Here is a 21,397-nt window from a genome sequence, read left to right as displayed (position 1 = left end):
TAAAATATCGGTTTTATTTTGATAATGCTTTTTTGAAATATTCATAAGTGATCCGTAAGCCTTCTTCCCTGCCTATCTTAGGCGACCAGGACAGGAGCGTGCGGGCCTTGGTAATATCAGGCTGGCGTTGCTTGGGATCGTCTTTTGGCAGCGGAAGATAAACTATTTTTTGTTTAGAGCCTGTTAAGCGGATTACTTCTTCCGCAAACTGGTTCAGGGTGATCTCTTCCGGGTTGCCTATGTTTACCGGCAGGTGGTAGTCGGATAACAACAGCCGGTAAATGCCTTCAATCAGGTCTTCCACGTAGCAGAAGGAGCGGGTCTGGCTGCCGTCACCGAATACGGTGAGGTCCTCGCCGTTCAGCGCCTGGCTCATAAATGCCGGCAGGGCGCGGCCATCGTTGAGGCGCATGCGGGGGCCGTAGGTATTGAAGATGCGTACGATCCGCGTTTCCACACCGTGGAAATTGTGATAGGCCATGGTGATGGACTCGAGGAAGCGCTTGGCTTCATCATATACGCCGCGGGGGCCTACGGGATTTACATTACCCCAGTATTCTTCCGGCTGCGGATGTACAGTGGGGTCCCCATAGACTTCGGAAGTAGAGGCTACCAGTATCCTGGCTTTTTTCTCTTTTGCCAGTCCGAGTAAGTTGTGCGTCCCCAGGGATCCTACCTTCAATGTCTGAATCGGCATTTTCAGGTAATCGATGGGGCTTGCGGGGGATGCAAAGTGCAGGATGTAATCGAGTTTACCGGGAACGTGCACAAACTTGGTCACGTCGTGATGGTAATACTCGAAATCAGGTAAGGGGAACAAATGTTCAATGTTGCTGATATTTCCTGTCAGAAGGTTATCCATGCCAATAACATGGTAACCTTCCTTAATAAAGCGATCACAAAGATGTGATCCCAGGAAGCCGGCAGCGCCGGCTATCAGGATTCTCTTTTTTTCCATATAAGAAAAGCGTTAAGAAACAACAGGAGTACGGCCTACGCTCTCGTAATGATAACCCAGTTCACTCATACGGCTTACTTCAAATAGGTTTCGGCCATCAAAGATGGCTTTGTTTTTTAAGGCGGCTGAAATCTTGTTGAAGTCAGGCGTTCTGAAAACGCTCCACTCTGTACAAATGATCAGCGCATCGGCATTTTCCAGGCAGTTGTACTGGTGTTCGCCATAACTGATTTTATCACCCAGCACCTGTTTCACATTGCTCATCGCCTCCGGATCAAACACAGCCACAGTAGCGCCTTCTGCTAAGAGGGCATCTATCATATATAATGCCGGGGCTTCCCTGATGTCGTCTGTATTGGGTTTGAATGCGAGTCCCCACATGGCAAAATGCTTTCCTTTCAGGTTATTACCGAAATACGCTTTGATCTTTGGGATCAGGAACAGCTTCTGCGCTTCATTCACGTCCATCACGGCATTCAGTATCTTAAAATCGTAATTGGCTTCCTCGGAGGATTTCACCAGTGCCTGAACATCTTTAGGGAAGCAGCTGCCGCCATAACCGATGCCCGGGAAGAGGAAACGCTTGCCTATACGGTCATCGCTGCCGATACCGCGGCGCACCATATCCACATCCGCTCCCAGTTTTTCACAGAGGATAGCGATCTCGTTCATGAACGAGATTTTAGTGGCCAGGAAGGAATTGGCCGCGTACTTGGTGAGTTCAGCGGACTTTTCGTCCATGTAGATCACGGGGTTACCCTGGCGTACAAATGGGGCAAAAAGTTCCCCCATTATCTTACGGGCTTTTTCCGATTCCGTACCGATGATTACCCGGTCAGGTTTCATGAAATCGTCCACCGCCACGCCTTCTCTCAAAAACTCAGGATTGGAAACTACGTCGAAAGGAACATTGGTGTTGCGTGCAATCGCTGCGGCTACCTTTTCGGCAGTGCCTACAGGTACGGTACTTTTGTCTACGATAACGGTATAGGTGGTAATGAGTTTTCCCAGCTGATCAGCCACGCCTAACACATAGGAGAGGTCCGCTGCGCCATCAGCTCCGGGAGGGGTTGGCAAAGCAAGAAAGATCACCGCAGCATCCCTGATTCCTTCTTCCAGGCTGGTAGTGAAATGGAGGCGGTCTTCCTTCAGGTTCCTTTCGAAGAGTTTTTCCAGGCCGGGTTCATAAATGGTGATCTGGCCGGAGGATAATTTCTGTACTTTGTTGGCATCGATGTCCACACAGGTAACATCGTTTCCCGTTTCTGCAAAACAGGTACCGGTTACGAGTCCAACGTAACCAGTACCTACTACTGTAATCTTCATGCAGGGTTCTGATTTAGAAATGATTTGACGGATTGAATAATGTGATCAAGCTGATCAGCGTCCATTTCAGTGTGTATTGGCAAGGAAATCACCTTGTGGGTGAGTGCGTCGGTTACCGGTAAATCAAATGCTGCACCGCCAAATTCAGCAAACATTTTCTGGCGGTGTGCAGGAACAGGATAGTAAATCATCGCAGGCACCTGCTTTTCGGCCAGGTATTGCTGCAGTTGGAGCCTGTCGGCTCCTTCCAGCTGTAAGGTGTACTGGTGAAACACGTGGTAGCTGTTGGCTGCGCGGAACGGTGTTATGATCTGCGGAACGTCGGCAAATGCGGCGTCGTAAGCGTCCGCTACTGCGCGGCGGGCCTTGATATATTCGTCCAGTAAAGGTAATTTGATACGTAAAACAGCGGCCTGTATGGTATCCAGGCGGGAGTTAACGCCTACCACATCGTGGTAGTAGCGGGCGGACTGGCCATGGTTGGCCACCATGCGGATCTGCGCCGCCATCGCGTCATCATTGGTGAAGATAGCGCCGCCATCTCCATAGCAACCCAAATTCTTGGAAGGGAAGAAGGAGGTACAGCCGATATGACCAATAGCGCCGGCTTTTTTCTTGCTGCCGTCTTTAAAGGTATAATCCGCGCCGATGGCCTGGGCATTATCTTCAATCACATACAGGTTGTGCTTTTTAGCCACTTCCATGAGCGGCTCCATGTCTGCCACCTGGCCATAGAGGTGTACCGGCACAATGGCTTTGGTTTTAGGAGTGATGGCTTTTTCAATCTGCGCTACATCGAGGCAATAGGTTTTCGGGTCAATGTCCACAAACACCGGCTTCAGGCGCAGCAGCGCAATCACCTCTGCAGTGGCAATAAAAGTGAAAGAAGGTGTAATGACTTCATCACCCGGTTCCAGTCCTAATGCCATCATGGCAATTTGCAACGCGTCAGTACCGTTGGCGCAGGGTATCACGTGCTTTACACCTAAATATTGCTGTAATTCCTGGGAAAACTGCTGTACAGCTCCGCCATTGATAAAGGCAGAACTCTCCAAAACTTCCTGGATGGCTGCGTCAACCTGCGGTTTAATCTTGTTGTACTGGCGTTTCAAATCGACCATCTGAATAGGAACCATATGCTCTGTATATTTTTATTTTGTTTAAAGTGTGCAAATTTACAAAAATTGACGTTGGGAGGGGCCTATCTTTGTACCTCCCCAATTTTTGGGTAAAAGTACGCAAGCAAAACATGATAGCATCTATTATATATAACTTATTTATAAGGTTGTACCGGGCGGGAGTGGGGATGGCCGCTGCTGCCGGCAACCAGAAAGCCCGGAAATGGATCGATGGGCGCCGCCACTGGGCCAGCCAGCTGAAGGAGCAACACCTGGAACGGGCGGCAGTGGTATGGGTACATGCCGCTTCCCTGGGGGAGTTTGAACAGGGCCGGCCTGTGCTGGAAGCTATCAGGGCTGCTTACCCCGGCCATAAAATTTTGTTAACTTTTTTCTCCCCTTCGGGTTATGAGGTGCGCCGCAACTATCCCGGCGCGGACTATATCTGTTACCTGCCCCTGGATACTGCCGCCAATGCCAGGCAGTTCGTGGAGATCGTACATCCCCGGCTGGTTATTTTTATCAAGTATGAATTCTGGATGCACTTTCTAACTGAGCTGCATACACGAAAAATACCGGTATTGCTGGTTTCCGGCATCTTCCGGGCGGACCAGGTGTTCTTTAAACCTTATGGCGGCATGTTTCGCAGGCTGCTGGCCGGTTTTACGCATCTGTTCCTGCAAAACCAGGCTTCCTTTATGTTATTGCAGCAGTTGGGGCTTAAAAATATTTCTGTTAGCGGAGATACGAGATTTGACCGGGTGTCGGCATTGCTGACGGATGGGCAGACGCTGCCCCTCATCGAAAAGCTTGGCGCTACCAGCCAGCTGTTAGTGGCAGGGAGTACCTGGCCCGCGGATGAACAACTCCTCGCCGGCTGGTGGCATGCACGGCAGCAACAAGGCCTGAAGCTGGTGATTGCCCCGCATGAGATCCATGAAGCGCACATCCAGTCTATCCTGCAGCACTTTCCGGAGGCGGTGCGCTATTCCGCTTTGAAAGAAAGCTGGCAGGAAGCGGAGGTGCTGATTATAGATAATATAGGTATGCTCACCACGCTGTATAAATATGCTGCTATTGCATATGTGGGCGGAGGCTTCGGGAAGGACGGTATTCACAATATCCTGGAACCGGCTGTTTATGGCATGCCTGTAGTGATTGGTCCTGTTTATGAAAAATACTTCGAGGCGGTGGAGCTGGTGGCCGCGGGCGGCGCGCTGGTGATAAAGGATCAGGAACAATTGGGGCAAACGATACAGCAGCTGCTGACAGATGAGGCGGCGTATAAAAAAACAGCGGCCATCAGTAAATCTTACGTGATGGCCAACCGGGGAGCTACCCCTAAAATTTTGGATTATATTCAGGAGAAGCGCTTCCTGAGTAATGAGTAAAATTGCTGTACCAGCGGATGATCGTCCTGCCAGCCCTGTAAAATTTTTATTTCGCGCTGTATCCAGCGGTCTGCATCCTGCAGGGTGGGAAATTCATTGATGGTTTTGATGGAACGTTCATACAGGTCGGAGTCGTTATGGAACAACTCGGAGATGAACTGGTATTTATCGTTGATGCCGATAGCGCTTTTCAGATCGTGAATGCGCTGTTGTCCCAGCTTTTGCCCCAGTTCTACCTGTTGCTGGGCGAGGCGTTCGTTTAAGGATGTAGGGGTGGTGTGGCCGTTGTTGTTTTTTGGTTCAATGTGGTCGAAAAGCGTAGCCACGGAGGGCTTGGGCTTTTCGGTAGGCGGTTGTTTGGTGGCAGGGGGTTGGTGGATAACCAGTTCTTGTACAGGTTGCGCTGGTTGTTGGATGAGTTGTTCCTGTACAGGCGCGGATTGCGGTATATTTACCGGTTGTTGTTTAACCGGTTCCTGTGCAGGTTGCACCGGCTGTTGGATGAGTTGTTCCTGTACCGGCGCGGATTGCGGAATGTTTACCGGTTGTTGTTTAACCGGTTCTTGTGCAGGTTGCGCTGGTTGTTGGATGAGTTGTTCCTGTACCGGCGCGGATTGCGGAATATTTCCCTGTTGATGGATAACCGGTTCCTGTGCAGGTTGCACCTGCTGTTGGATAAGTTGTTCTTGTACCGGCGTAGGTGGCGGTAAATTTACGGGTTGTTGTTTAACCGGTTCCTGTGCAGGTTGTTGGATAAATTGTTCCTGTACCGGCGCAGATTCCGGCACGTTTACCGCCTGCTGCACAACTCCGGCCGCCTCCGCCCGCACTTTTTCCCCCTGTCCCCAAGTCTCCGGTTTAACCCCCGCAACATCCGTCGGTTTATTTGCCGGTAATGTTGTAGTTTGCACCGCTGGTTCAGGAACGGTCACATAAGTTTCCTGGCGCGCAGGCAAAATCACGGCAATCTGCCCCTGGTTAGACTGCGCCTGCATTTGCTGGTTTTGCTGATGCTGGCGGTTGCGCGCATGCAATACCTCTGCCTGCAACAACTGCGTGTAATACGAGATGGTTTGCAGGTCGGCGCCGGTGTACCTCAATTCCTGAAGCTTGTCAATTAATGCATATATTTTTTCCATGCCTTAATTGTTAAAACGGTGAATAATAGATAATTATTTCACTAAAATTATGGTATTTTAATTAATTAATAATCAAAATAGTACATTATGTTTATTGAACCTTCTCTTGCAGGAGGACGCAGAGGCTGGATAGAAGTTATTTGCGGCTCAATGTTTTCCGGAAAAACGGAAGAACTGATCCGCCGACTCAAACGCGCGCGTATTGCCAACCTGAAAGTGGAGATATTCAAACCCGCTGTGGATACACGTTATGATGAGGTAAACATCGTATCGCACGACGAGAATGCCATTATGTCGACCCCGATTGAAAATTCCCAGCAGATATTATTACTCGCCCAGGAAGTAGATGTGGTAGCCATTGATGAAGCACAGTTCTTTGATGCCGAGCTGCCCAATGTATGCGATCAACTGGCACTGCGCGGTATCCGCGTTATCGTGGCCGGCCTGGATATGGATTACAGCGGCAAACCTTTCGGCCCTATGCCCGCCCTGTTGGCTAAAGGAGAGTATATCACCAAACTGCATGCAATCTGTGTAAAATGCGGCCAAATCGCCAATTTCTCCTTCCGGAAGTCTGCCACCAAAGATACCTTGCTGCTCGGGGAAAAAGACCTCTACGAGCCCCGTTGCCGCCATTGCTACTACGAAGTGCCATAAGGATATTCCTACAAACAAAACGGGGATGGGCCATATGGTCCATCCCCGTTTTTATGTTTAACGGAAAAGTTATGCAGTTTGCTTCACCTTGAAGGTGAATTTCTTTTGCGTAAGATAGCTGAAAATCACTACCACCGCAGTGGTACAGATCCTCGCCACAGTCGGGAAAAAGTGCAGGTGCTCTACAAACAGCTTCATCAGCGCATAGTTCAGCAACACGCACACACCCACCAGCATAAAGTAGCGGAATAACTGCGTACGCCCCTGCAGGTTAGATTCTGAGAACACCACATACTTGCTCAATAGGAACCCGGTAGGGAAGGTAACCGCCATGGACATGAACATAGCCGCAATATGCGCCCCGATGTTAATAAATGGCAGATGTACCACCTGTTTTTCCAGGATGAAGTTGTAGCATATGAAATACAGGAAAATATCCAGCAGGGTATTGCCACCCCCGCAAGCCAGGTAGCGGAACGTCTGCTTGGGAATAATTCCACTGAATGGTTTATGGAAGAAGTCAATAATGTTGAGTATGAGTCTGCGTATCATATTAAAAAGTCCCGCAAAGTTAAACGTTTCCCATTTTTATGGAAGCACTTTAACTTATTTAACATAAATATTGAATTATCTTAACGTATTACGTTTTTTCCACCCGTTTGAACCCTGGTTTACCGTTAATGCTTCCTGGCGTAAAGCTAATTGTTCCTGCTGCCATACCTGCGCAGCCAGGATGGCGGCCAGCTTGTCGACCCGGGGATCCTCACTCAGCAAGCTTTGCGGGGTAAAATATTTTCCGATAAAGTTGGTGTCAAACTTTCCTTCTATAAAGGCAGGATGCTGTAATGCCCAGTGGCCAAACGGCAGGGTAGTGCGGATGCCTTTTACCTGGTACTCCTCAATAGTGCGCAGGAGGCGGAACCGGGCTTCCTCGCGGGTGCTGCCCCAGGCAATCAGCTTGGCAATCATAGGATCGTAGAAGATAGGGATATCCATGCCCTGCTCATAACCATCGTCCACCCTTACGCCATAGCCCTGCGGGCGTATGTAGGTTTCGAGCTTTCCGGTATCAGGCAGGAAGTTGTTGGCCGGGTCTTCTGCGCATACGCGCAGTTCAATGGCATGCCCGTTGATATGCAAACTTTCCTGGTTAAACATCAACGCTTCGCCCCTGGCTACTTTTATCTGTTCTTTCACCAGGTCCAGGCCCGTGATCAGCTCCGTAACCGGGTGTTCCACCTGGAGGCGGGTGTTCATTTCAAGGAAGTAGAAGTTCAGCTGCTCGTCCACGAGGAATTCCACCGTGCCGGCGCCGTAATAATTGCAGGCCCGGGCCACATCCACGGCGCATTTGCCCATGGCCGCCCTGATGGCCGGCGTGAGTACGGAGGAGGGAGCCTCTTCAATCAGCTTCTGGTGGCGGCGCTGGATGGAGCATTCCCGCTCAAAAAGATAAACATAGTTACCATGTTGATCCCCTAATACCTGTATTTCAATATGACGGGGGGAGCCTACGTATTTCTCAATAAATACGGCATCATCCCCAAAGGCGCTCATGGCTTCACTTTTAGCCAGGCGAATCTGTTCTTCCAGTTCTTCCGGGGCATTCACCACCCGCATCCCTTTACCACCGCCGCCGGCGCTGGCTTTGATCAGGATGGGGAAGCCTGTTTTCTTCACCACCTCCCGGGCTTCGTCCAAATCCCGCAGCGGCGTTTCGGTACCCGGTACCATCGGCACGCCAAACTGCTGGGCGGCCTGTTTGGCGGCCAGCTTACTGCCCATCACCTCAATGGAAGCAGGAGAGGGGCCAATGAAAGTAATGCCGGCATCATTTACCTTTTGGGCAAAAACGGCATTTTCACTCAGGAAGCCGTATCCGGGATGGATAGCATCCGCGCCCCGTTCCTTCGCTACGGCGATAATTTTATCGCCCAGCAGGTACGACTGGTTGGATGGCGCAGGACCAATACAAACGGCTTCGTCAGCATATTGTACAAAAGGCATGGTACGATCGGCCTCGGAAAATACTGCAACGGTTTTGATTCCCATTTCATGTGCAGAGCGCATGATTCGTAACGCTATCTCCCCTCTGTTGGCTACCAGGATTTTTTTCATCAGCTCGGAATTTATATAAATGGCAATATAAGGAATCGCTGCCAGCTAACCGCAGGTTTTGACCCTCATTGACTATCTTTGCGGCTAATCATGAAGAAAAATAATCCGATCCAACAAACGCTCACGCTGGTAAAAAAGGACCTGTTGCTGGAAATGCGCCAGCAATACGCATTTTATGGCGTGCTGCTCTATATAGTATCCACCGTGTTTGTCATCAACCTCATGATGGGCAAACCGGAAGATAAACTCTGGAACGCCCTTTTCTGGGTGGTTCAGCTGTTTGTTGCCGTGAATGCGGTTGCCAAAAGCTTCATGCAGGAAAGCAAAGGCCGGCTCCTGTACTTTTATTCCCTCGTACACCCCCGCTACTTTATCGCCGCCAAGCTGGTATATAATGTAATACTCATGGTGGTCATGAGCCTGATCGCCCTGGGCGCCAGCATCATGCTGCTGGGCAACCCGATCACCAATCCCGGTTACTTTGTAGGCGTGGTGCTCCTGGGAGGCATTAGCTTATCCCTCCTGTTTACCATGCTGGCGGCTATCGCCGCGCAGGCAAACCATAGCGCCGCCCTCATGGCAATTATGGGTTTCCCGCTGATACTGCCCATTCTCATGCTGCTGTCCAATATCTCCGTTTCGGCCTTTCTGACGGTTTTCCAGCCGGACCTGCCACGGATGTTCTGGCTGCTGGGGGGGCTCGACTTCCTCGTCATCGCCCTTTCCCTCATACTTTTCCCGTTTTTGTGGAAAGACTAGTTAGTGAAATCGCAAAAAAATGCCTTACTTATAATAAGGATGTTTAATGAGTTTTCAGGGATATTGGATAAACTTAAAATCCCTTAAAATCTTTGTGATTAACAGTAAAACGTGTAGGTTTGCCCCGGAATATAGCTGCAATAAAATGGCCAGACATTGGTGGAAAGCATTGGCGATACTGCTTCTGATTTACGTAATTATCGCCGGGTTCACTATCGAAATACCCATCATAGGAACAAACGGACAATCATCCCGTGGACTGTTTTTTCATGTGCCAATGTGGATGTGCATGTACACCATGTTCACAATCTCCGTTATCAATTCTCTCCGTTTCCTTTCGGGCTATGATCTGAAAAAGGATGTATATGCCGCTACTGCTGCCGGCGTAGGGACCCTCTTCGGTATCCTGGGCTTTGCTACCGGCTCCTTATGGGCTACCTATACCTGGGGAGGCACCCTTACCAGCGATCCCAAGCAGATGTGCACCGCCATCGCATTATTGATTTATATGGCTTACCTGGTACTGCGCCTCTCTATCCACGATATGGATAAACGCGCCCGTATCTCCGCCGTATTCAACATTTTTGCCTTCGCCCTTCTCATCCCACTGACCTATATCATCCCTAAAATGGTGGATTCCCTCCATCCCGGCAGCGCCACCACGCCCGGCTTTTCCAAGGAAGATACAGACAACCATATGAGAATGGTGTTCTATCCTGCCGTAATTGGCTGGATCCTCTTGAGTGTATGGATTTACACCCTGGCAGTACGTTACAAGAAACTTGAGCTAAAAAATATTTTTAAATGATCCATAGAAGAATATTCTCCCGCGTACTTACTATCATGTTACTGCTCCTTTCATTCCTGGCGAATGCCCAGCAGCAGAACACAGAAACGGGCCCGGTCAACGAATTGTTCCGGAGTAATGGTAAAATCTATGTGATAGTAGGAATTTTGGTGATCATCTTCATCGGTATTGTGCTATTTCTGATCAATCTGGACAGAAAGATCAAAAAGTTGGAAGATAGGGATAGAAATCTGTAAGAAATCTAATCATTATACCAAAACGATATATTATGCCGCAAGATCAGCATTACAGTTTTTTCCAGAGTGTGGAAAGAAGCTTCGACAAAGCAGCAGCCTTTACCAAATGGGATAAAGGGATACTGGAACAGATCAAGGCTTGTAACGCCGTTTACCAGATCAAATTCCCCGTACGCATCGGCGAATCTGTACAGGTAATCGAAGCGTACCGCGTTCAGCACTCCCATCACAAACTGCCTTGTAAAGGCGGTATCCGCTTCAGCGACGAAGTAAACCAGGATGAAGTGATGGCTCTGGCTTCCCTCATGACCTACAAATGTGCGATCGTAAACGTACCATTTGGCGGCGCTAAAGGAGGTATCAAAATTAATCCCCGCAACTACACCCCATTCCAGCTGGAAGCGATCACCCGCCGTTACACTGCCGAGCTGGTAAAGAAAAACTTTATTGGCCCCGGTACAGACGTTCCCGCTCCTGACTACGGTACAGGTGAAAGAGAAATGAGCTGGATACTCGACACTTACATGAGCCTTCGCCCCGGCGAGATTGACGGCTATGGCTGCGTTACCGGTAAACCGGTGTCCCAGGGCGGTGTGCGCGGTCGTACCGAAGCCACCGGCCTCGGCGTATTCTACGGCCTCCGTGAACTCTGCAACATCAAGGAAGACATGGATAAACTCGGCCTCACTACCGGTATCGAAGGAAAACGTGTAGTCGTACAAGGTATGGGTAACGTAGGCTACCACGCTGCCAAATACTTCCATGAAGCAGGCGCCAAAGTGATCTGCCTCATCGAATGGGATGGCGCCATCTTCAATGAAAATGGCCTGAACCCCGATGAAGTGCTGAAACACAAAAAAGCAACCGGCTCTATCAACAACTTCCCGGGTTCCACCAACCTGAATAAAAATACCGACGGTCTGGAACTGGATTGCGAAATCCTTATCCCTGCCGCCCTGGAGAATGTAATCGACAAACATAACGCGCCCAACATCAAGGCCCGTATCATCGGCGAAGCCGCCAACGGCCCGCTCACGCCCGAAGCAGACGAAATCCTGAACAAAAAAGGCGTAATCGTTGTGCCGGATATGTTCCTGAATGCCGGCGGTGTGACCGTTTCCTACTTCGAATGGCTGAAAAACCTCAGCCACGTGCGCTACGGCCGCCTCGGCAAACGCTTCGACGAGAATATGAACATGCATATCCTCCAAACCATCGAAGACCTGACCGGCAAAAAAGTATCCGAGCAGGAAAGGAAATTCATCGCCCATGGCGCTGACGAGGTAGACCTGGTGTACTCCGGCCTGGAAGAAACCATGCACGCTGCCCTCCACGAAGTGCGCGATGTTATGATCAGCAACCCGCAGATACACGATATGCGTACAGCCGCTTACGTTTGTGCTATCAACAAAGTAGGCGCCGCTTACGAACAACTGGGTATCTTCCCTTGATATTATTTTATACCTTTTTTCGGGGGGAGCGGAAGGTGGCAACGCCTTTTGCTACCCCCGAAATTGTATAAGGGCAGGCTTTTTTCATCACCGGGGCTAAACCGGGATTCTTCCCTCACCAAACCTTCTCCCATTCCCGATACAACCGTATCTTCGCACCAAACGCCCAACAGCTTGATTAAAATAGATTTCCCGGAACCGGACTTCAAAGTGATAAAGGAAGGAGATAAAACACTGATTTTCGATCGGTTGAGGAAGCGCTATGTCACCCTGACCCCGGAAGAATGGGTGCGCCAAAACTTCCTGCAATACCTTTTTAAAATAAAAAACTACCCGCCGGCGCTTACCGCCGTCGAAAGGGAAATCTACCTCGGCGAACTCAAAAAACGATTCGACATCGTCCTGTATAACCGTCAGATGACGCCCTGGATGCTGATTGAATGCAAAGAAATGAACGTCCCCCTCAGTCAACAAACCCTTGAGCAGGTTGTACGCTATAACATGGTCATACCTGCCAAATACCTCGTGATCACCAACGGAACCAATACCTTCTGTTGTACCTACGATCATACCGCCCGCCAGTGGAGCTTCCTCCAGGAGATGCCGGCATATGAATAAGCCGGCCCGGGCTTAAATTTCTCAATCCGCAAACAATTTCTTACATTTGCTTGTCAAAAAGCTATGAAGACAAAAGAAGAAATTGTAGCTAATTGGCTGCCCCGTTACACTGGTGAAAAGTTAGAAAACTTCGGAACCCACATCCTCCTCACCAACTTCAGTAATTACCTTACCATGTTTGCCGAATGGAACAACGTTGAAGTTGTAGGCATCGGTAAACCCATGCAATGCGCCACTGCCGGCGAAATTACCATCATTAACTTCGGTATGGGAAGCCCCGGCGCCGCTACCATCATGGACCTGCTCAGCGCCATCGACCCCAAAGCCGTACTGTTCCTCGGAAAATGCGGCGGACTGAAAAAGAAAAACCAGATCGGCGATCTGATCCTACCGATTGCGGCTATACGCGGCGAAGGTACCTCTAACGACTACTTCCCGCCTGAAGTGCCCGCACTGCCTGCATTCGCCCTGCAAAAAGCTATCTCCACCACCATCAGGGACGCCGGCCACGACTACTGGACAGGTACCTGCTACAGCACCAACCGCCGTATCTGGGAACATGACGCCGAATTCAAACACTACCTCGAAAAAATCCGTGCCATGGCCGTAGATATGGAAACTGCCACCATTTTCTCCGTAGGCTTCTACAACAAAATACCTACCGGCGCCCTGCTGCTGGTATCCGATCAGCCAATGGTGCCGGAAGGGGTGAAAACGGAAGAAAGCGATAAAAAAGTGACCAGCAAATACGTGGACCGTCACCTGAAGATTGGTATTGAATCTCTCCAAAAACTAATCGACAGCCACCAGACCGTGAAGCACCTGCGCTTTTAAGATTTGTTGTATCTTCCCGGAATGCAATATCCGCGGGCTGCCATTAAAGACCTGAGGGTGAGTTTCCGCTCAGGCAATAACAGTGTTACAGCTGTCAACAACATCAGCTTTACCATCGGTAAAGGCGAAATGATCGGCGTTGTTGGCGAATCCGGTTCCGGCAAGTCCGTAACCGCGCTTTCCCTCATGCAGTTGGTGCAGGAGCCCGGCAGGATCGATAACGGGCAGTTACTGTATTACGCAAACGAAGCCCCCGTTGATCTCCTGCGGCTCTCTCCTGACGCCATGCGCCAATATCGTGGCAACGAAATTGCCATGATCTTCCAGGAGCCCATGACTTCCCTCAACCCCCTGCTGACCTGCGGCGACCAGGTCACAGAAGCGATCCGCCTGCATAAGCAAATCCCCGCAGCGGAAGCGAAAGCCCGCGCCATCGCGCTGTTTGCGCAGGTAAAACTGCCGGATCCTGAAGGAATGATGAAACGCTTTCCCCACGAACTCTCCGGTGGCCAGAAACAACGCGTCATGATCGCCATGGCCATCTCCTGCGAACCCAAACTCCTCATTGCGGACGAGCCCACCACCGCGCTGGATGTCACCGTTCAAAAAGCGATCCTCGAACTGCTGAAGGAACTGCAGCAGCAAATGGAGATGAGCGTCCTCTTTATCACGCACGACCTCGGCGTGGTAGCGGAAATCGCTTCCCGCGTGATGGTCATGTACAAAGGTAATATCGTAGAAGAAGGCCCGGTAGCGCAGGTCTTCCATAATCCCGTGCACGCCTATACGAAAGGGCTGCTCGCCTGCAGGCCGCCGCTGGATAAGCGTTTGGTCAGGCTGCCCGTCATTCGCGACTTCATGGAGCAATCCGGCGAAGGGCAGCAGGTAGCCGTAAAATCCTTTGTGGACTCCCTGCAGATGAGCGATGAAATGATCACCGCCCGCCGGAATACGCTTGCCGCCCGCGAACCCATCCTGCAGGTACAACACCTGAGTACCTGGTTTCCCGTAAAACGCTCCATCACCGGCAAGGTGCTGGAATGGCGCAAAGCCGTCGACGACGTGAGCTTTGAGATGAAAACCGGCGAAACGCTGGGACTGGTAGGGGAGTCCGGTTGCGGTAAAACGACCCTCGGCCGCAGTTTATTGAGATTGACAGAACCAACCAGCGGTACAATTGTTTATAAAGGACAGGATTTGAGAAGTTTGTCCGCACAAGGCATGCGCGCCATGCGTAAAGACATGCAGCTGATCTTCCAGGACCCTTATTCATCGCTGAATCCCCGGATTTCCATCGGAAAAGCCATATTGGAACCAATGGAAGTGCACGGCCTGTACGGCAACGCAGCAACCCGCCGGGAGAAAGTATTGGAGCTGCTGGAAAAGGTACGCCTGCTCCCGGAGCATTTCAACCGTTACCCCCATGAGTTTTCAGGCGGGCAACGCCAGCGGATTGTGATAGCAAGGGCGCTGGCCGTAAATCCATCCTTTATTATCTGCGATGAATCGGTAGCAGCCCTGGATGTAAGCATCCAGGCGCAGGTGCTGAACCTGCTGATCAGCCTCCGGGAAGAATTCGGGTTCAGCTGTATCTTCATCTCTCACGACCTGTCCGTAGTCCGCTTTATCAGTGACCACATGCTGGTCATGCGTAAAGGAAAAATTGTGGAAAGCGGGGAGGCGGACCAGATCTACCAACAGCCAAAAGATGCCTACACCCAACAACTGATTGCAGCCATTCCCAAGGGAATCTAATATAAAATGCTTTGATTTATAATGAAAATGGCCAATTTTTGACGATGTGGATAAAAATTGGTACTTTTGCGCACTTTAAAAATTTATTCATACCGTAATATGAAACTATCACAGTTCAAATTCGACCTTCCTTTAAATCTCATTGCACAGCATCCTTCCAAAACCAGAGATGAATCTCGCTTAATGGTGGTGCATCGTGCTACTGGAAAAATTGAACACAAGGTATTCAAAGACATCCTGGGTTACTTTAACGACAAGGATGTGATGATTGTGAACAATACGAAAGTATTCCCTGCCAGGCTGTATGGTCGCAAAGAGAAGACTGGAGCTAAAATTGAAGTATTCCTGCTGCGTGAGCTGAACAAGCAAAACCGCCTGTGGGATGTTATTGTGGACCCGGCGCGTAAAATCCGTGTGGGTAACAAGCTGTATTTCGGCGACGATGAATCGTTGGTAGCCGAAGTAATCGATAACACGACCTCCCGTGGCCGTACGATCCGTTTCCTGTTTGAAGGCAACGATGAAGAATTTAAGCAGGTGCTGGACACCCTGGGTGAAACGCCGCTGCCTAAATATATCAAACGTAAACCGGAAGAAGAGGATAAAGAACGTTACCAGACCGTTTATGCGAAGTATGAAGGCGCCGTGGCTGCTCCTACAGCAGGCCTGCACTTCAGCCGTGAGCTGATCAAACGCCTGGAGATCAAAGGCGTGAAATTCGCAGAAGTGACCCTCCACACCGGTTTGGGTACTTTCCGTCCTATCGAAGTGGAAGACCTGAGCAAACACAAAATGGATGCGGAATACTTTCATATCGATGAGCACGCGGTGAAAATTGTAAACAAGGCAAAAGAAGAAAACCGCAAAATCTGTGCGATCGGTACTACCTCCGTACGCGCCGTGGAATCTTCCGTTACAGCGCAAAATCACCTGAAGGCTGCTGAAGGCTGGACTAACACCTTCATCCATCCGCCATATGATTTCGCTATTCCGAATGCTTTGGTGACTAACTTCCACCTGCCAAAAACAAGTCTGCTGATCATGACCTGCGCATTCGCCGGTTACGACCTGGTAATGGAAGCTTACCAGCAGGCGATCAAAGAGAAATATCGTTTCTTTAGCTATGGCGATGCCATGCTGATCCTCTAATGATAAGCATCTTATGTTTCAAAAGTTCCCACCAGCAGGCTGCCGGTGGGAACTTTTTTTGTTTATATCTTGCAGCACAAGCTATCATCATACATGAAAGAGCGAAATAAAGTGGCCATCATAGTGGCCGGAGGGTCCGGCTCCCGTATGCAGAGCGCTGTTCCCAAACAGTTCCTGGACCTGAATGGCAAGCCGGTATTGTACCATACCATTGCGGCTTTCGTCAACGCCTATGCGGATATACGCATTGTGCTGGTATTGCCGGAGGCGCATTTTGAATCGGCCGAACAGGTATTATCCCATTTCCCCGCCCGGCCGGATATTACCCTGGTCAAAGGAGGGGAAACCCGTTTCCACTCCGTGAAAAACGGCTTGCAGCATGCCGGGCCGGATGCCGTGATCTTTGTACATGACGGCGTACGGCCGCTGATCTCTCCTGCGTTGATCCGTAACTGTTATGAAGCGGCTTTAGTGTACGGCGCCGCTATTCCGGTAATTGACATGAAGGATAGTATCAGGGTGGTGGAGAAAGAAAAAAATGCCGCGGTGGACAGGGAAAAGTACAGGATCATTCAAACGCCCCAAACATTCCTGTCAGAAATATTGCTGCCTGCATTCGACCTCCCCTATGATCCCCTGTTTACGGACGAGGCCACTGTGGCAGAGCGATTAGGGCATACTATTCACCTCGTACAGGGCGAGGAAGCCAATATAAAAATTACCAGGCCGCTGGACCTGATTATAGCTTCCGCATTGTTGCAGGAGCAAAAGTAACCTGATCAAAAAGGGGACTGGTAATGCTACCAGTCCCCTTTTCCTTTAACAGTATCAAAAATTATCTTGCAGTTTGGCTTTCCGCCAGCGTCTTATTGATCTTATGCAGTATCTGGTGGGCTACATCCACGGCCTGCAGGCCATCTACGGCGGTTACAGCCACCGGCGTGTTGTGCAGGATGGCGTCGCGGAACAATTCCAGCTCCATGCGGATAGCATTGGTCTGTTTTACTTCCGGGTTATCGATAGCGATGGTTTTCTTGCCGCTGTTGGTCTCGATGTCCAGTGTGAACAGGCCTTCGTCTTCCGGGGTTTTCAGTTTGATGATCTCTGATTTTTTGTCCAGGAAGTCGATCCCGATATAGGCATCCTTCTGGAAGAAGCGCATTTTGCGCATTTTCTTCAGGGAAATGCGGCTGGAGGTCAGGTTGGCCACGCAGCCATTATGGAATTCGATACGTACGTTGGCAATATCCGGGGTGTCGCTCATAACGGCAACGCCGCTGGCGGATATGCGGCTGATGGTGGATTTAACGATGCTCAGGATGATATCGATATCATGGATCATGAGGTCCAGGATAACGCTTACATCTGTTCCGCGCGGATTGAATTCTGCCAGGCGGTGTACCTCGATGAACATGGGGTTCAGCTGGTAGCCTTTCAGCGCGATGAAGGCAGGGTTGAAGCGCTCTACGTGCCCCACCTGGAATTTGATATTGGCTTCCTCCACGAGTTTCACCAGCGTTTTGGCTTCCTCAATGGTGTTGGTCATCGGCTTTTCCACGAAGATGTGCTTGCCGTTGCGGATGGCCAGCTCGCAGAGGTTGAAATGAAGGGTGGTAGGGGCCACGATGTCAATCGCGTCAACAGCCAGGATAAGCTCTTCGGCTGAGTTGTAACGGGGAATGTTGTAAAGTTCAGCAATGCTTTTGGCATTCGCGTCGCTTGGATCGAAGAAGCCTACTACTTCTACGTCTTTCATGGTTACTAACTGAGAAAGGTGAATTTTCCCTAGATGTCCTACCCCGAAGATTCCTATTTTGAGCATATGGATCAGAATAAATAATAAATGCGAAAGTAAATACTTTAGCGCATTTTATATGCTTTGCTTTATTCCGGCTCCCCGGCCGCCACAAAAAACAGCCATCCCGCTATAGCATCCCTTCTTCCACCAGGCTCAGGTAGCCGGTTTCGGCCACAATGATATGATCCAGGACCTCCATGTCAAAGAGCCGCGCCGCATCGCAGATTTTGCGCGTCACGTTGATATCCGCCTGGCTGGGCCGCAAACTCCCCGAAGGATGGTTATGACAGAGGATAATCTTGGTGGCGTGTAGTTCCAGGGCCTCCCGGAAGATAATTTTGGGATCCACCACCGTACTGGACATCCCTCCGCTGCTGATACAGCGCACATGCAGCACCTTATGGGCATGGTTGAGAAACATGGCATAGAACGTTTCGTGGTATTGATCCGCGAGCATAGGCTTAAAGTACAGGGCAGCGTCTGCGCTGGTCTGGATCACGTTCTTTTTATGCACACAGGTGGCCTGCCTGCGCCGGGATAATTCCAGGGCGGCCACTACCGTCACGGCTTTGGCCTTTCCCATTCCCCGCAGCTTCCGGAGATCGCGCACGTCCAGGCGGCCCAGTTCCGAGAGGTTATTTTTGGCCAGGCGGAGGATTTCCCGGGCTAAATCAACGGCGGATTTCCGGCGGTAGCCGGTTTGAAGGAGTATAGCCAGCAACTCTGCGTCGCTGAGGGCTCTCACGCCCTTGTCCATAAGCTTTTCACGGGGCTTGTCGGCATCCGGCCAGTATTTGATGGCCACATAACTGCCGGGGTTAACATTAACAAACATAAAATCTTTCCCTTTACACAAATATACTCCCTTCCCTCCGGATTTCTTTCACCCCACCATACATTTCTTCCTTACCTATATTGCCTGACTTTTATATTGTAATGAATAATAAAATTAACTTATATAAAATTGATATGAAAAAAATACGGTGCATCCACTCAAAAATCATAGTTTTGCAACCTCTTTTCCACAAGTATGCAACCTTCAGTAAAAATCTTCACAGGCAACAGTAATCCGGAATTGGCTGAGAAAATTGCCAAACGTTACGGCAATGGACTAAACGGCCTTGGTAAAGTAAAAATCCAGAAATTCAGCGATGGCGAAATTCAGCCGGTATTCCTGGAAAGTATTCGTGGCGACTATGTTTTCCTCGTGCAGGGAACCAGCGCCCCGTCCGACAATCTGATGGAACTGCTGTTGATGATTGACGCCGCCAAGCGCGCATCTGCAGGGTATATCACCGCAGTAATCCCTTATTTCGGGTATGCCCGCCAGGATAGAAAAGATAAGCCCCGTGTGGCTATCGGTTCCAAACTGGTCGCTAACCTGCTGGTTGCGGCAGGGGCTAACAGGGTGATTACCATGGATTTACATGCTCCTCAGATACAAGGGTTCTTCGACATCCCGGTGGACCACCTGGACAGTTCGGCGATTTTTATCCCTTATATTGAGCAATTAAAGCTGGAAAATCTTACCTTTGCGTCCCCGGACGTAGGTAGTACCAACCGTGTACGCGAAGTAGCCTCCTACTTCAATGCCGAAATGGTGATCTGCGACAAACACCGTAAGCGTGCCAACGAAATCGCTTCCATGGTGGTAATCGGGGATGTGAAAGACAGAGATATTGTGCTCATTGATGATATTTGCGATACCGCAGGTACCCTCTCTAAAGCCGCTAACCTCCTGAAGGAGAAAGGCGCCAGAAGCGTACGTGCTTTTTGTACCCACCCCGTATTCAGCGGCAAAGCGTACGAAAACATCGAAAATTCAGTGCTGGAAGAAATCGTCGTTTGCGATACCATCCCGCTGAAACAGCACTCTTCGAAGATCAAAGTAATTACCGTTGCCGAACTCTTCGCCGTTGCCATCCGCAATATGCACGAAAATAAATCCATCACCAGCCTGTTCATTCACAGCCAGCGCAGAGGCGATTGATAACTAAGTATTTTTTTATTTATTATATAAATGTTTAAACAATGAACACAATAACCATCGAAGGAGAACTCAGGAGCGAATTTGGTAAAAAAGCCACCCGCCAACTCCGTTCTGAGGAAAAAGTGCCTTGCGTTATTTACGGGGGTGCAGAAGTTGTAAGTTTTTCAGCGCCTGCAAAAGCATTCAAAAACCTCGTGTACACCGCTGCTTTCCAGATCGCAGAAATTAAACTCGGAGCTAAAACTTACCGCGCGGTAATGAAAGATCTCCAGTTTGACGTTGTGACTGACCAACTGTCTCACGTTGACTTCATGGAGCTGGTAGAAGACAAACCAGTTGCAGTAACCCTGCCAATCAAACTGGTAGGCCAGTCCGTTGGTGTGAAAGCCGGTGGTAAACTGGTTTCCAAAATGAAAGCGCTGAAAGTAATCGCGCTGCCTAAATACCTGGTTGAAAACATCGAAGTAAACATCGATAACCTGGAACTGAACGGCAACATCCGCGTAGAAGACGTGAAAATTGAAGGTATCACCATCACCAACTCTCCGCGTATTCCTATCGCTTCCGTGGTAATGACCCGTCAGCTGCGTCAGGAAGAAGCAACCGCTGAAAAAGAAGCTAAAAAGAAATAATCTTTTTAAAATATTCTTTAAAAATAGCCCACGCTTTGGCGTGGGCTATTTAATTTTATACCTGTTGATAACACCATGAAATACTTAATAGCAGGATTAGGAAATATTGGCGCCGAATACCAGCATACCCGCCATAACATCGGCTTCGATGTGGCGGATGCATTCGTCGCCAAACACAACGGCAGCTTTCACAACGATCGCCTGGCCGACGTTGCCGAAATCAAATGGAAAGGCAAGACCTTTATCGTGATCAAGCCCACCACGTATATGAACCTGAGCGGCAAAGCCATCAAATACTGGCTGGATAAGGAAAAGATCAGTATCGAAAACCTCCTCGTCGTGGTAGACGAACTGGCCCTCCCGCTGGATGTAATGCGCCTGCGCCCCGGCGGCAGCGATGCCGGCCACAACGGCCTCAAAAGCATCCAGGACTCCCTGGCCACCACCCAATACCCGCGCCTCCGCTTCGGCATCGGTAACAACTACCCCAAAGGCCGGCAGGTGGAATTCGTACTGGGAAAATGGAAACACAACGAAACCGCCATCGTGCAGGAGAAAATCGGGAAATCCGTGGAAATCATCGAAAGCTTCGCCACTACCGGCCTCGCACGTACGATGAATGCCTATAATAATTTAACTTACCCTTCCGTAAAGTAAATT

Annotated in this window: 22 protein-coding genes; 14 read left to right on the top strand and 8 right to left on the bottom strand. The window is 49.9% G+C overall.

The window, feature by feature from the left end; all coding sequences use genetic code 11:
• Nucleotides 1-13 precede the first annotated feature (13 nt).
• Genes BOC67_RS09710 through BOC67_RS09700 form a run of 3 tightly spaced genes read right to left on the bottom strand, consistent with a single transcriptional unit; the run spans nucleotide 14 to nucleotide 3,420 of the window.
• Nucleotides 14-958: a UDP-glucuronic acid decarboxylase family protein gene (locus tag BOC67_RS09710; RefSeq protein WP_291909840.1), complete on the bottom strand. Its 945-nt coding sequence runs from the start codon at nucleotides 956-958 to the stop codon at nucleotides 14-16.
• Between the two features lie 12 nt (nucleotides 959-970).
• Nucleotides 971-2,284 (bottom strand): UDP-glucose/GDP-mannose dehydrogenase family protein, encoded by a 1,314-nt coding sequence (locus tag BOC67_RS09705; RefSeq protein ID WP_291909837.1) that lies wholly within the window; start codon nucleotides 2,282-2,284, stop codon nucleotides 971-973.
• Nucleotides 2,281-3,420: a DegT/DnrJ/EryC1/StrS aminotransferase family protein gene (locus tag BOC67_RS09700; RefSeq protein ID WP_291909836.1), complete on the bottom strand. Its 1,140-nt coding sequence runs from the start codon at nucleotides 3,418-3,420 to the stop codon at nucleotides 2,281-2,283. Before BOC67_RS09700 ends, BOC67_RS09705 begins: the two co-directional genes overlap by 4 nt.
• A 113-nt stretch (nucleotides 3,421-3,533) precedes the next feature.
• Here BOC67_RS09700 and BOC67_RS09695 point away from each other — a divergent pair, with 113 nt between their 5' ends.
• Nucleotides 3,534-4,793, top strand: a complete 1,260-nt coding sequence (locus BOC67_RS09695) for a glycosyltransferase N-terminal domain-containing protein (protein ID WP_291909834.1) — start codon at nucleotides 3,534-3,536, stop codon at nucleotides 4,791-4,793.
• Here BOC67_RS09695 and BOC67_RS09690 read toward each other — a convergent pair.
• On the bottom strand, nucleotides 4,763-5,932 hold the full coding sequence (locus BOC67_RS09690) for a hypothetical protein (protein ID WP_291909832.1): 1,170 nt from the start codon (nucleotides 5,930-5,932) through the stop codon (nucleotides 4,763-4,765). The genes BOC67_RS09695 and BOC67_RS09690 overlap by 31 nt on opposite strands.
• Nucleotides 5,933-6,019: 87 nt before the next feature.
• Between BOC67_RS09690 and BOC67_RS09685 the strand changes: the two genes are divergently transcribed.
• Nucleotides 6,020-6,589: a thymidine kinase gene (locus BOC67_RS09685; protein WP_291909831.1), complete on the top strand. Its 570-nt coding sequence runs from the start codon at nucleotides 6,020-6,022 to the stop codon at nucleotides 6,587-6,589.
• A gap of 69 nt (nucleotides 6,590-6,658) precedes the next feature.
• Here the strand turns inward: BOC67_RS09685 and BOC67_RS09680 are convergent, their stop codons facing one another.
• Complete coding sequence (locus BOC67_RS09680) at nucleotides 6,659-7,141, bottom strand: GtrA family protein (protein WP_291909830.1); 483 nt, start codon at nucleotides 7,139-7,141, stop codon at nucleotides 6,659-6,661.
• A gap of 75 nt (nucleotides 7,142-7,216) precedes the next feature.
• A complete protein-coding gene (accC, locus tag BOC67_RS09675) occupies nucleotides 7,217-8,707 on the bottom strand; it encodes an acetyl-CoA carboxylase biotin carboxylase subunit (RefSeq protein WP_291909828.1) in 1,491 nt (496 codons plus the stop codon).
• A 90-nt stretch (nucleotides 8,708-8,797) separates the two neighbouring features.
• Between accC and BOC67_RS09670 the strand changes: the two genes are divergently transcribed.
• The 9 genes from BOC67_RS09670 (at nucleotide 8,798) to BOC67_RS09630 (ending at nucleotide 17,091) form a co-directional block, all read left to right on the top strand.
• Complete coding sequence (locus BOC67_RS09670) at nucleotides 8,798-9,466, top strand: heme exporter protein CcmB (protein ID WP_291909826.1); 669 nt, start codon at nucleotides 8,798-8,800, stop codon at nucleotides 9,464-9,466.
• A 46-nt stretch (nucleotides 9,467-9,512) separates the two neighbouring features.
• Complete coding sequence (gene ccsA, locus BOC67_RS09665; RefSeq protein ID WP_367115551.1) at nucleotides 9,513-10,274, top strand: cytochrome c biogenesis protein CcsA; 762 nt, start codon at nucleotides 9,513-9,515, stop codon at nucleotides 10,272-10,274.
• Nucleotides 10,271-10,510, top strand: a complete 240-nt coding sequence (locus tag BOC67_RS09660; protein ID WP_291909823.1) for a CcmD family protein — start codon at nucleotides 10,271-10,273, stop codon at nucleotides 10,508-10,510. The genes ccsA and BOC67_RS09660 overlap by 4 nt, the downstream gene beginning before the upstream one ends.
• Before the next feature lie 32 nt (nucleotides 10,511-10,542).
• Nucleotides 10,543-11,961, top strand: a complete 1,419-nt coding sequence (locus BOC67_RS09655; protein ID WP_291909822.1) for a Glu/Leu/Phe/Val dehydrogenase — start codon at nucleotides 10,543-10,545, stop codon at nucleotides 11,959-11,961.
• Nucleotides 11,962-12,135: 174 nt separating this feature from the next.
• Entirely contained in the window at nucleotides 12,136-12,579 is a 444-nt protein-coding gene (locus BOC67_RS09650; RefSeq protein WP_291909820.1) for a type I restriction enzyme HsdR N-terminal domain-containing protein, read from the top strand.
• 63 nt (nucleotides 12,580-12,642) lie between these two features.
• Nucleotides 12,643-13,413: an AMP nucleosidase gene (locus BOC67_RS09645; RefSeq protein WP_291909819.1), complete on the top strand. Its 771-nt coding sequence runs from the start codon at nucleotides 12,643-12,645 to the stop codon at nucleotides 13,411-13,413.
• Nucleotides 13,414-13,470: 57 nt separating this feature from the next.
• Nucleotides 13,471-15,168: an ABC transporter ATP-binding protein gene (locus BOC67_RS09640; RefSeq protein ID WP_291909818.1), complete on the top strand. Its 1,698-nt coding sequence runs from the start codon at nucleotides 13,471-13,473 to the stop codon at nucleotides 15,166-15,168.
• Nucleotides 15,169-15,267: 99 nt separating this feature from the next.
• Nucleotides 15,268-16,317, top strand: a complete 1,050-nt coding sequence (gene queA, locus BOC67_RS09635; protein WP_291909816.1) for a tRNA preQ1(34) S-adenosylmethionine ribosyltransferase-isomerase QueA — start codon at nucleotides 15,268-15,270, stop codon at nucleotides 16,315-16,317.
• Nucleotides 16,318-16,410: 93 nt separating this feature from the next.
• Nucleotides 16,411-17,091 carry a 2-C-methyl-D-erythritol 4-phosphate cytidylyltransferase gene (locus BOC67_RS09630; RefSeq protein ID WP_291909815.1) on the top strand — a complete coding sequence of 227 codons (681 nt, stop codon included), beginning with the start codon at nucleotides 16,411-16,413 and terminating at the stop codon, nucleotides 17,089-17,091.
• Between the two features lie 61 nt (nucleotides 17,092-17,152).
• Here the strand turns inward: BOC67_RS09630 and BOC67_RS09625 are convergent, their stop codons facing one another.
• Complete coding sequence (locus BOC67_RS09625; protein ID WP_291909814.1) at nucleotides 17,153-18,139, bottom strand: Gfo/Idh/MocA family oxidoreductase; 987 nt, start codon at nucleotides 18,137-18,139, stop codon at nucleotides 17,153-17,155.
• A 103-nt stretch (nucleotides 18,140-18,242) separates the two neighbouring features.
• Nucleotides 18,243-18,950 (bottom strand): DNA repair protein RadC, encoded by a 708-nt coding sequence (radC, locus tag BOC67_RS09620; protein WP_291909812.1) that lies wholly within the window; start codon nucleotides 18,948-18,950, stop codon nucleotides 18,243-18,245.
• A gap of 195 nt (nucleotides 18,951-19,145) precedes the next feature.
• Here radC and BOC67_RS09615 point away from each other — a divergent pair, with 195 nt between their 5' ends.
• The 3 genes from BOC67_RS09615 (at nucleotide 19,146) to pth (ending at nucleotide 21,394) form a co-directional block, all read left to right on the top strand.
• Entirely contained in the window at nucleotides 19,146-20,105 is a 960-nt protein-coding gene (locus tag BOC67_RS09615; protein WP_291909810.1) for a ribose-phosphate pyrophosphokinase, read from the top strand.
• Nucleotides 20,106-20,146: 41 nt separating this feature from the next.
• Nucleotides 20,147-20,737 carry a 50S ribosomal protein L25 gene (locus BOC67_RS09610; RefSeq protein ID WP_291909808.1) on the top strand — a complete coding sequence of 197 codons (591 nt, stop codon included), beginning with the start codon at nucleotides 20,147-20,149 and terminating at the stop codon, nucleotides 20,735-20,737.
• A 75-nt stretch (nucleotides 20,738-20,812) separates the two neighbouring features.
• The gene (pth, locus tag BOC67_RS09605) at nucleotides 20,813-21,394 is read left to right on the top strand and encodes an aminoacyl-tRNA hydrolase (protein WP_291909806.1); all 582 of its coding nucleotides are present in this window, start codon (nucleotides 20,813-20,815) and stop codon (nucleotides 21,392-21,394) included.
• Nucleotides 21,395-21,397 lie beyond the last annotated feature (3 nt).

The organism is Chitinophaga sp. CB10, assembly GCA_001870995.2.
Taxonomy (GTDB): Bacteria; Bacteroidota; Bacteroidia; order Chitinophagales; family Chitinophagaceae; genus Chitinophaga.
Note: the sequence above shows the minus strand (reverse complement) of the source record. Positions and strands in the feature narration are given on the sequence as shown.

Coding starts and splice junctions, on each gene's coding strand:
- BOC67_RS09710 (WP_291909840.1), bottom strand. CDS start 958: ATGGAAAAAAAGAGAATCCTGATAGCCGGCGCTGCCGGCTTCCTGGGA.
- BOC67_RS09705 (WP_291909837.1), bottom strand. CDS start 2,284: ATGAAGATTACAGTAGTAGGTACTGGTTACGTTGGACTCGTAACCGGT.
- BOC67_RS09700 (WP_291909836.1), bottom strand. CDS start 3,420: ATGGTTCCTATTCAGATGGTCGATTTGAAACGCCAGTACAACAAGATT.
- BOC67_RS09695 (WP_291909834.1), top strand. CDS start 3,534: ATGATAGCATCTATTATATATAACTTATTTATAAGGTTGTACCGGGCG.
- BOC67_RS09690 (WP_291909832.1), bottom strand. CDS start 5,932: ATGGAAAAAATATATGCATTAATTGACAAGCTTCAGGAATTGAGGTAC.
- BOC67_RS09685 (WP_291909831.1), top strand. CDS start 6,020: ATGTTTATTGAACCTTCTCTTGCAGGAGGACGCAGAGGCTGGATAGAA.
- BOC67_RS09680 (WP_291909830.1), bottom strand. CDS start 7,141: ATGATACGCAGACTCATACTCAACATTATTGACTTCTTCCATAAACCA.
- accC (WP_291909828.1), bottom strand. CDS start 8,707: ATGAAAAAAATCCTGGTAGCCAACAGAGGGGAGATAGCGTTACGAATC.
- BOC67_RS09670 (WP_291909826.1), top strand. CDS start 8,798: ATGAAGAAAAATAATCCGATCCAACAAACGCTCACGCTGGTAAAAAAG.
- ccsA (WP_367115551.1), top strand. CDS start 9,513: ATGAGTTTTCAGGGATATTGGATAAACTTAAAATCCCTTAAAATCTTT.
- BOC67_RS09660 (WP_291909823.1), top strand. CDS start 10,271: ATGATCCATAGAAGAATATTCTCCCGCGTACTTACTATCATGTTACTG.
- BOC67_RS09655 (WP_291909822.1), top strand. CDS start 10,543: ATGCCGCAAGATCAGCATTACAGTTTTTTCCAGAGTGTGGAAAGAAGC.
- BOC67_RS09645 (WP_291909819.1), top strand. CDS start 12,643: ATGAAGACAAAAGAAGAAATTGTAGCTAATTGGCTGCCCCGTTACACT.
- queA (WP_291909816.1), top strand. CDS start 15,268: ATGAAACTATCACAGTTCAAATTCGACCTTCCTTTAAATCTCATTGCA.
- BOC67_RS09630 (WP_291909815.1), top strand. CDS start 16,411: ATGAAAGAGCGAAATAAAGTGGCCATCATAGTGGCCGGAGGGTCCGGC.
- BOC67_RS09625 (WP_291909814.1), bottom strand. CDS start 18,139: ATGCTCAAAATAGGAATCTTCGGGGTAGGACATCTAGGGAAAATTCAC.
- radC (WP_291909812.1), bottom strand. CDS start 18,950: ATGTTTGTTAATGTTAACCCCGGCAGTTATGTGGCCATCAAATACTGG.
- BOC67_RS09615 (WP_291909810.1), top strand. CDS start 19,146: ATGCAACCTTCAGTAAAAATCTTCACAGGCAACAGTAATCCGGAATTG.
- BOC67_RS09610 (WP_291909808.1), top strand. CDS start 20,147: ATGAACACAATAACCATCGAAGGAGAACTCAGGAGCGAATTTGGTAAA.
- pth (WP_291909806.1), top strand. CDS start 20,813: ATGAAATACTTAATAGCAGGATTAGGAAATATTGGCGCCGAATACCAG.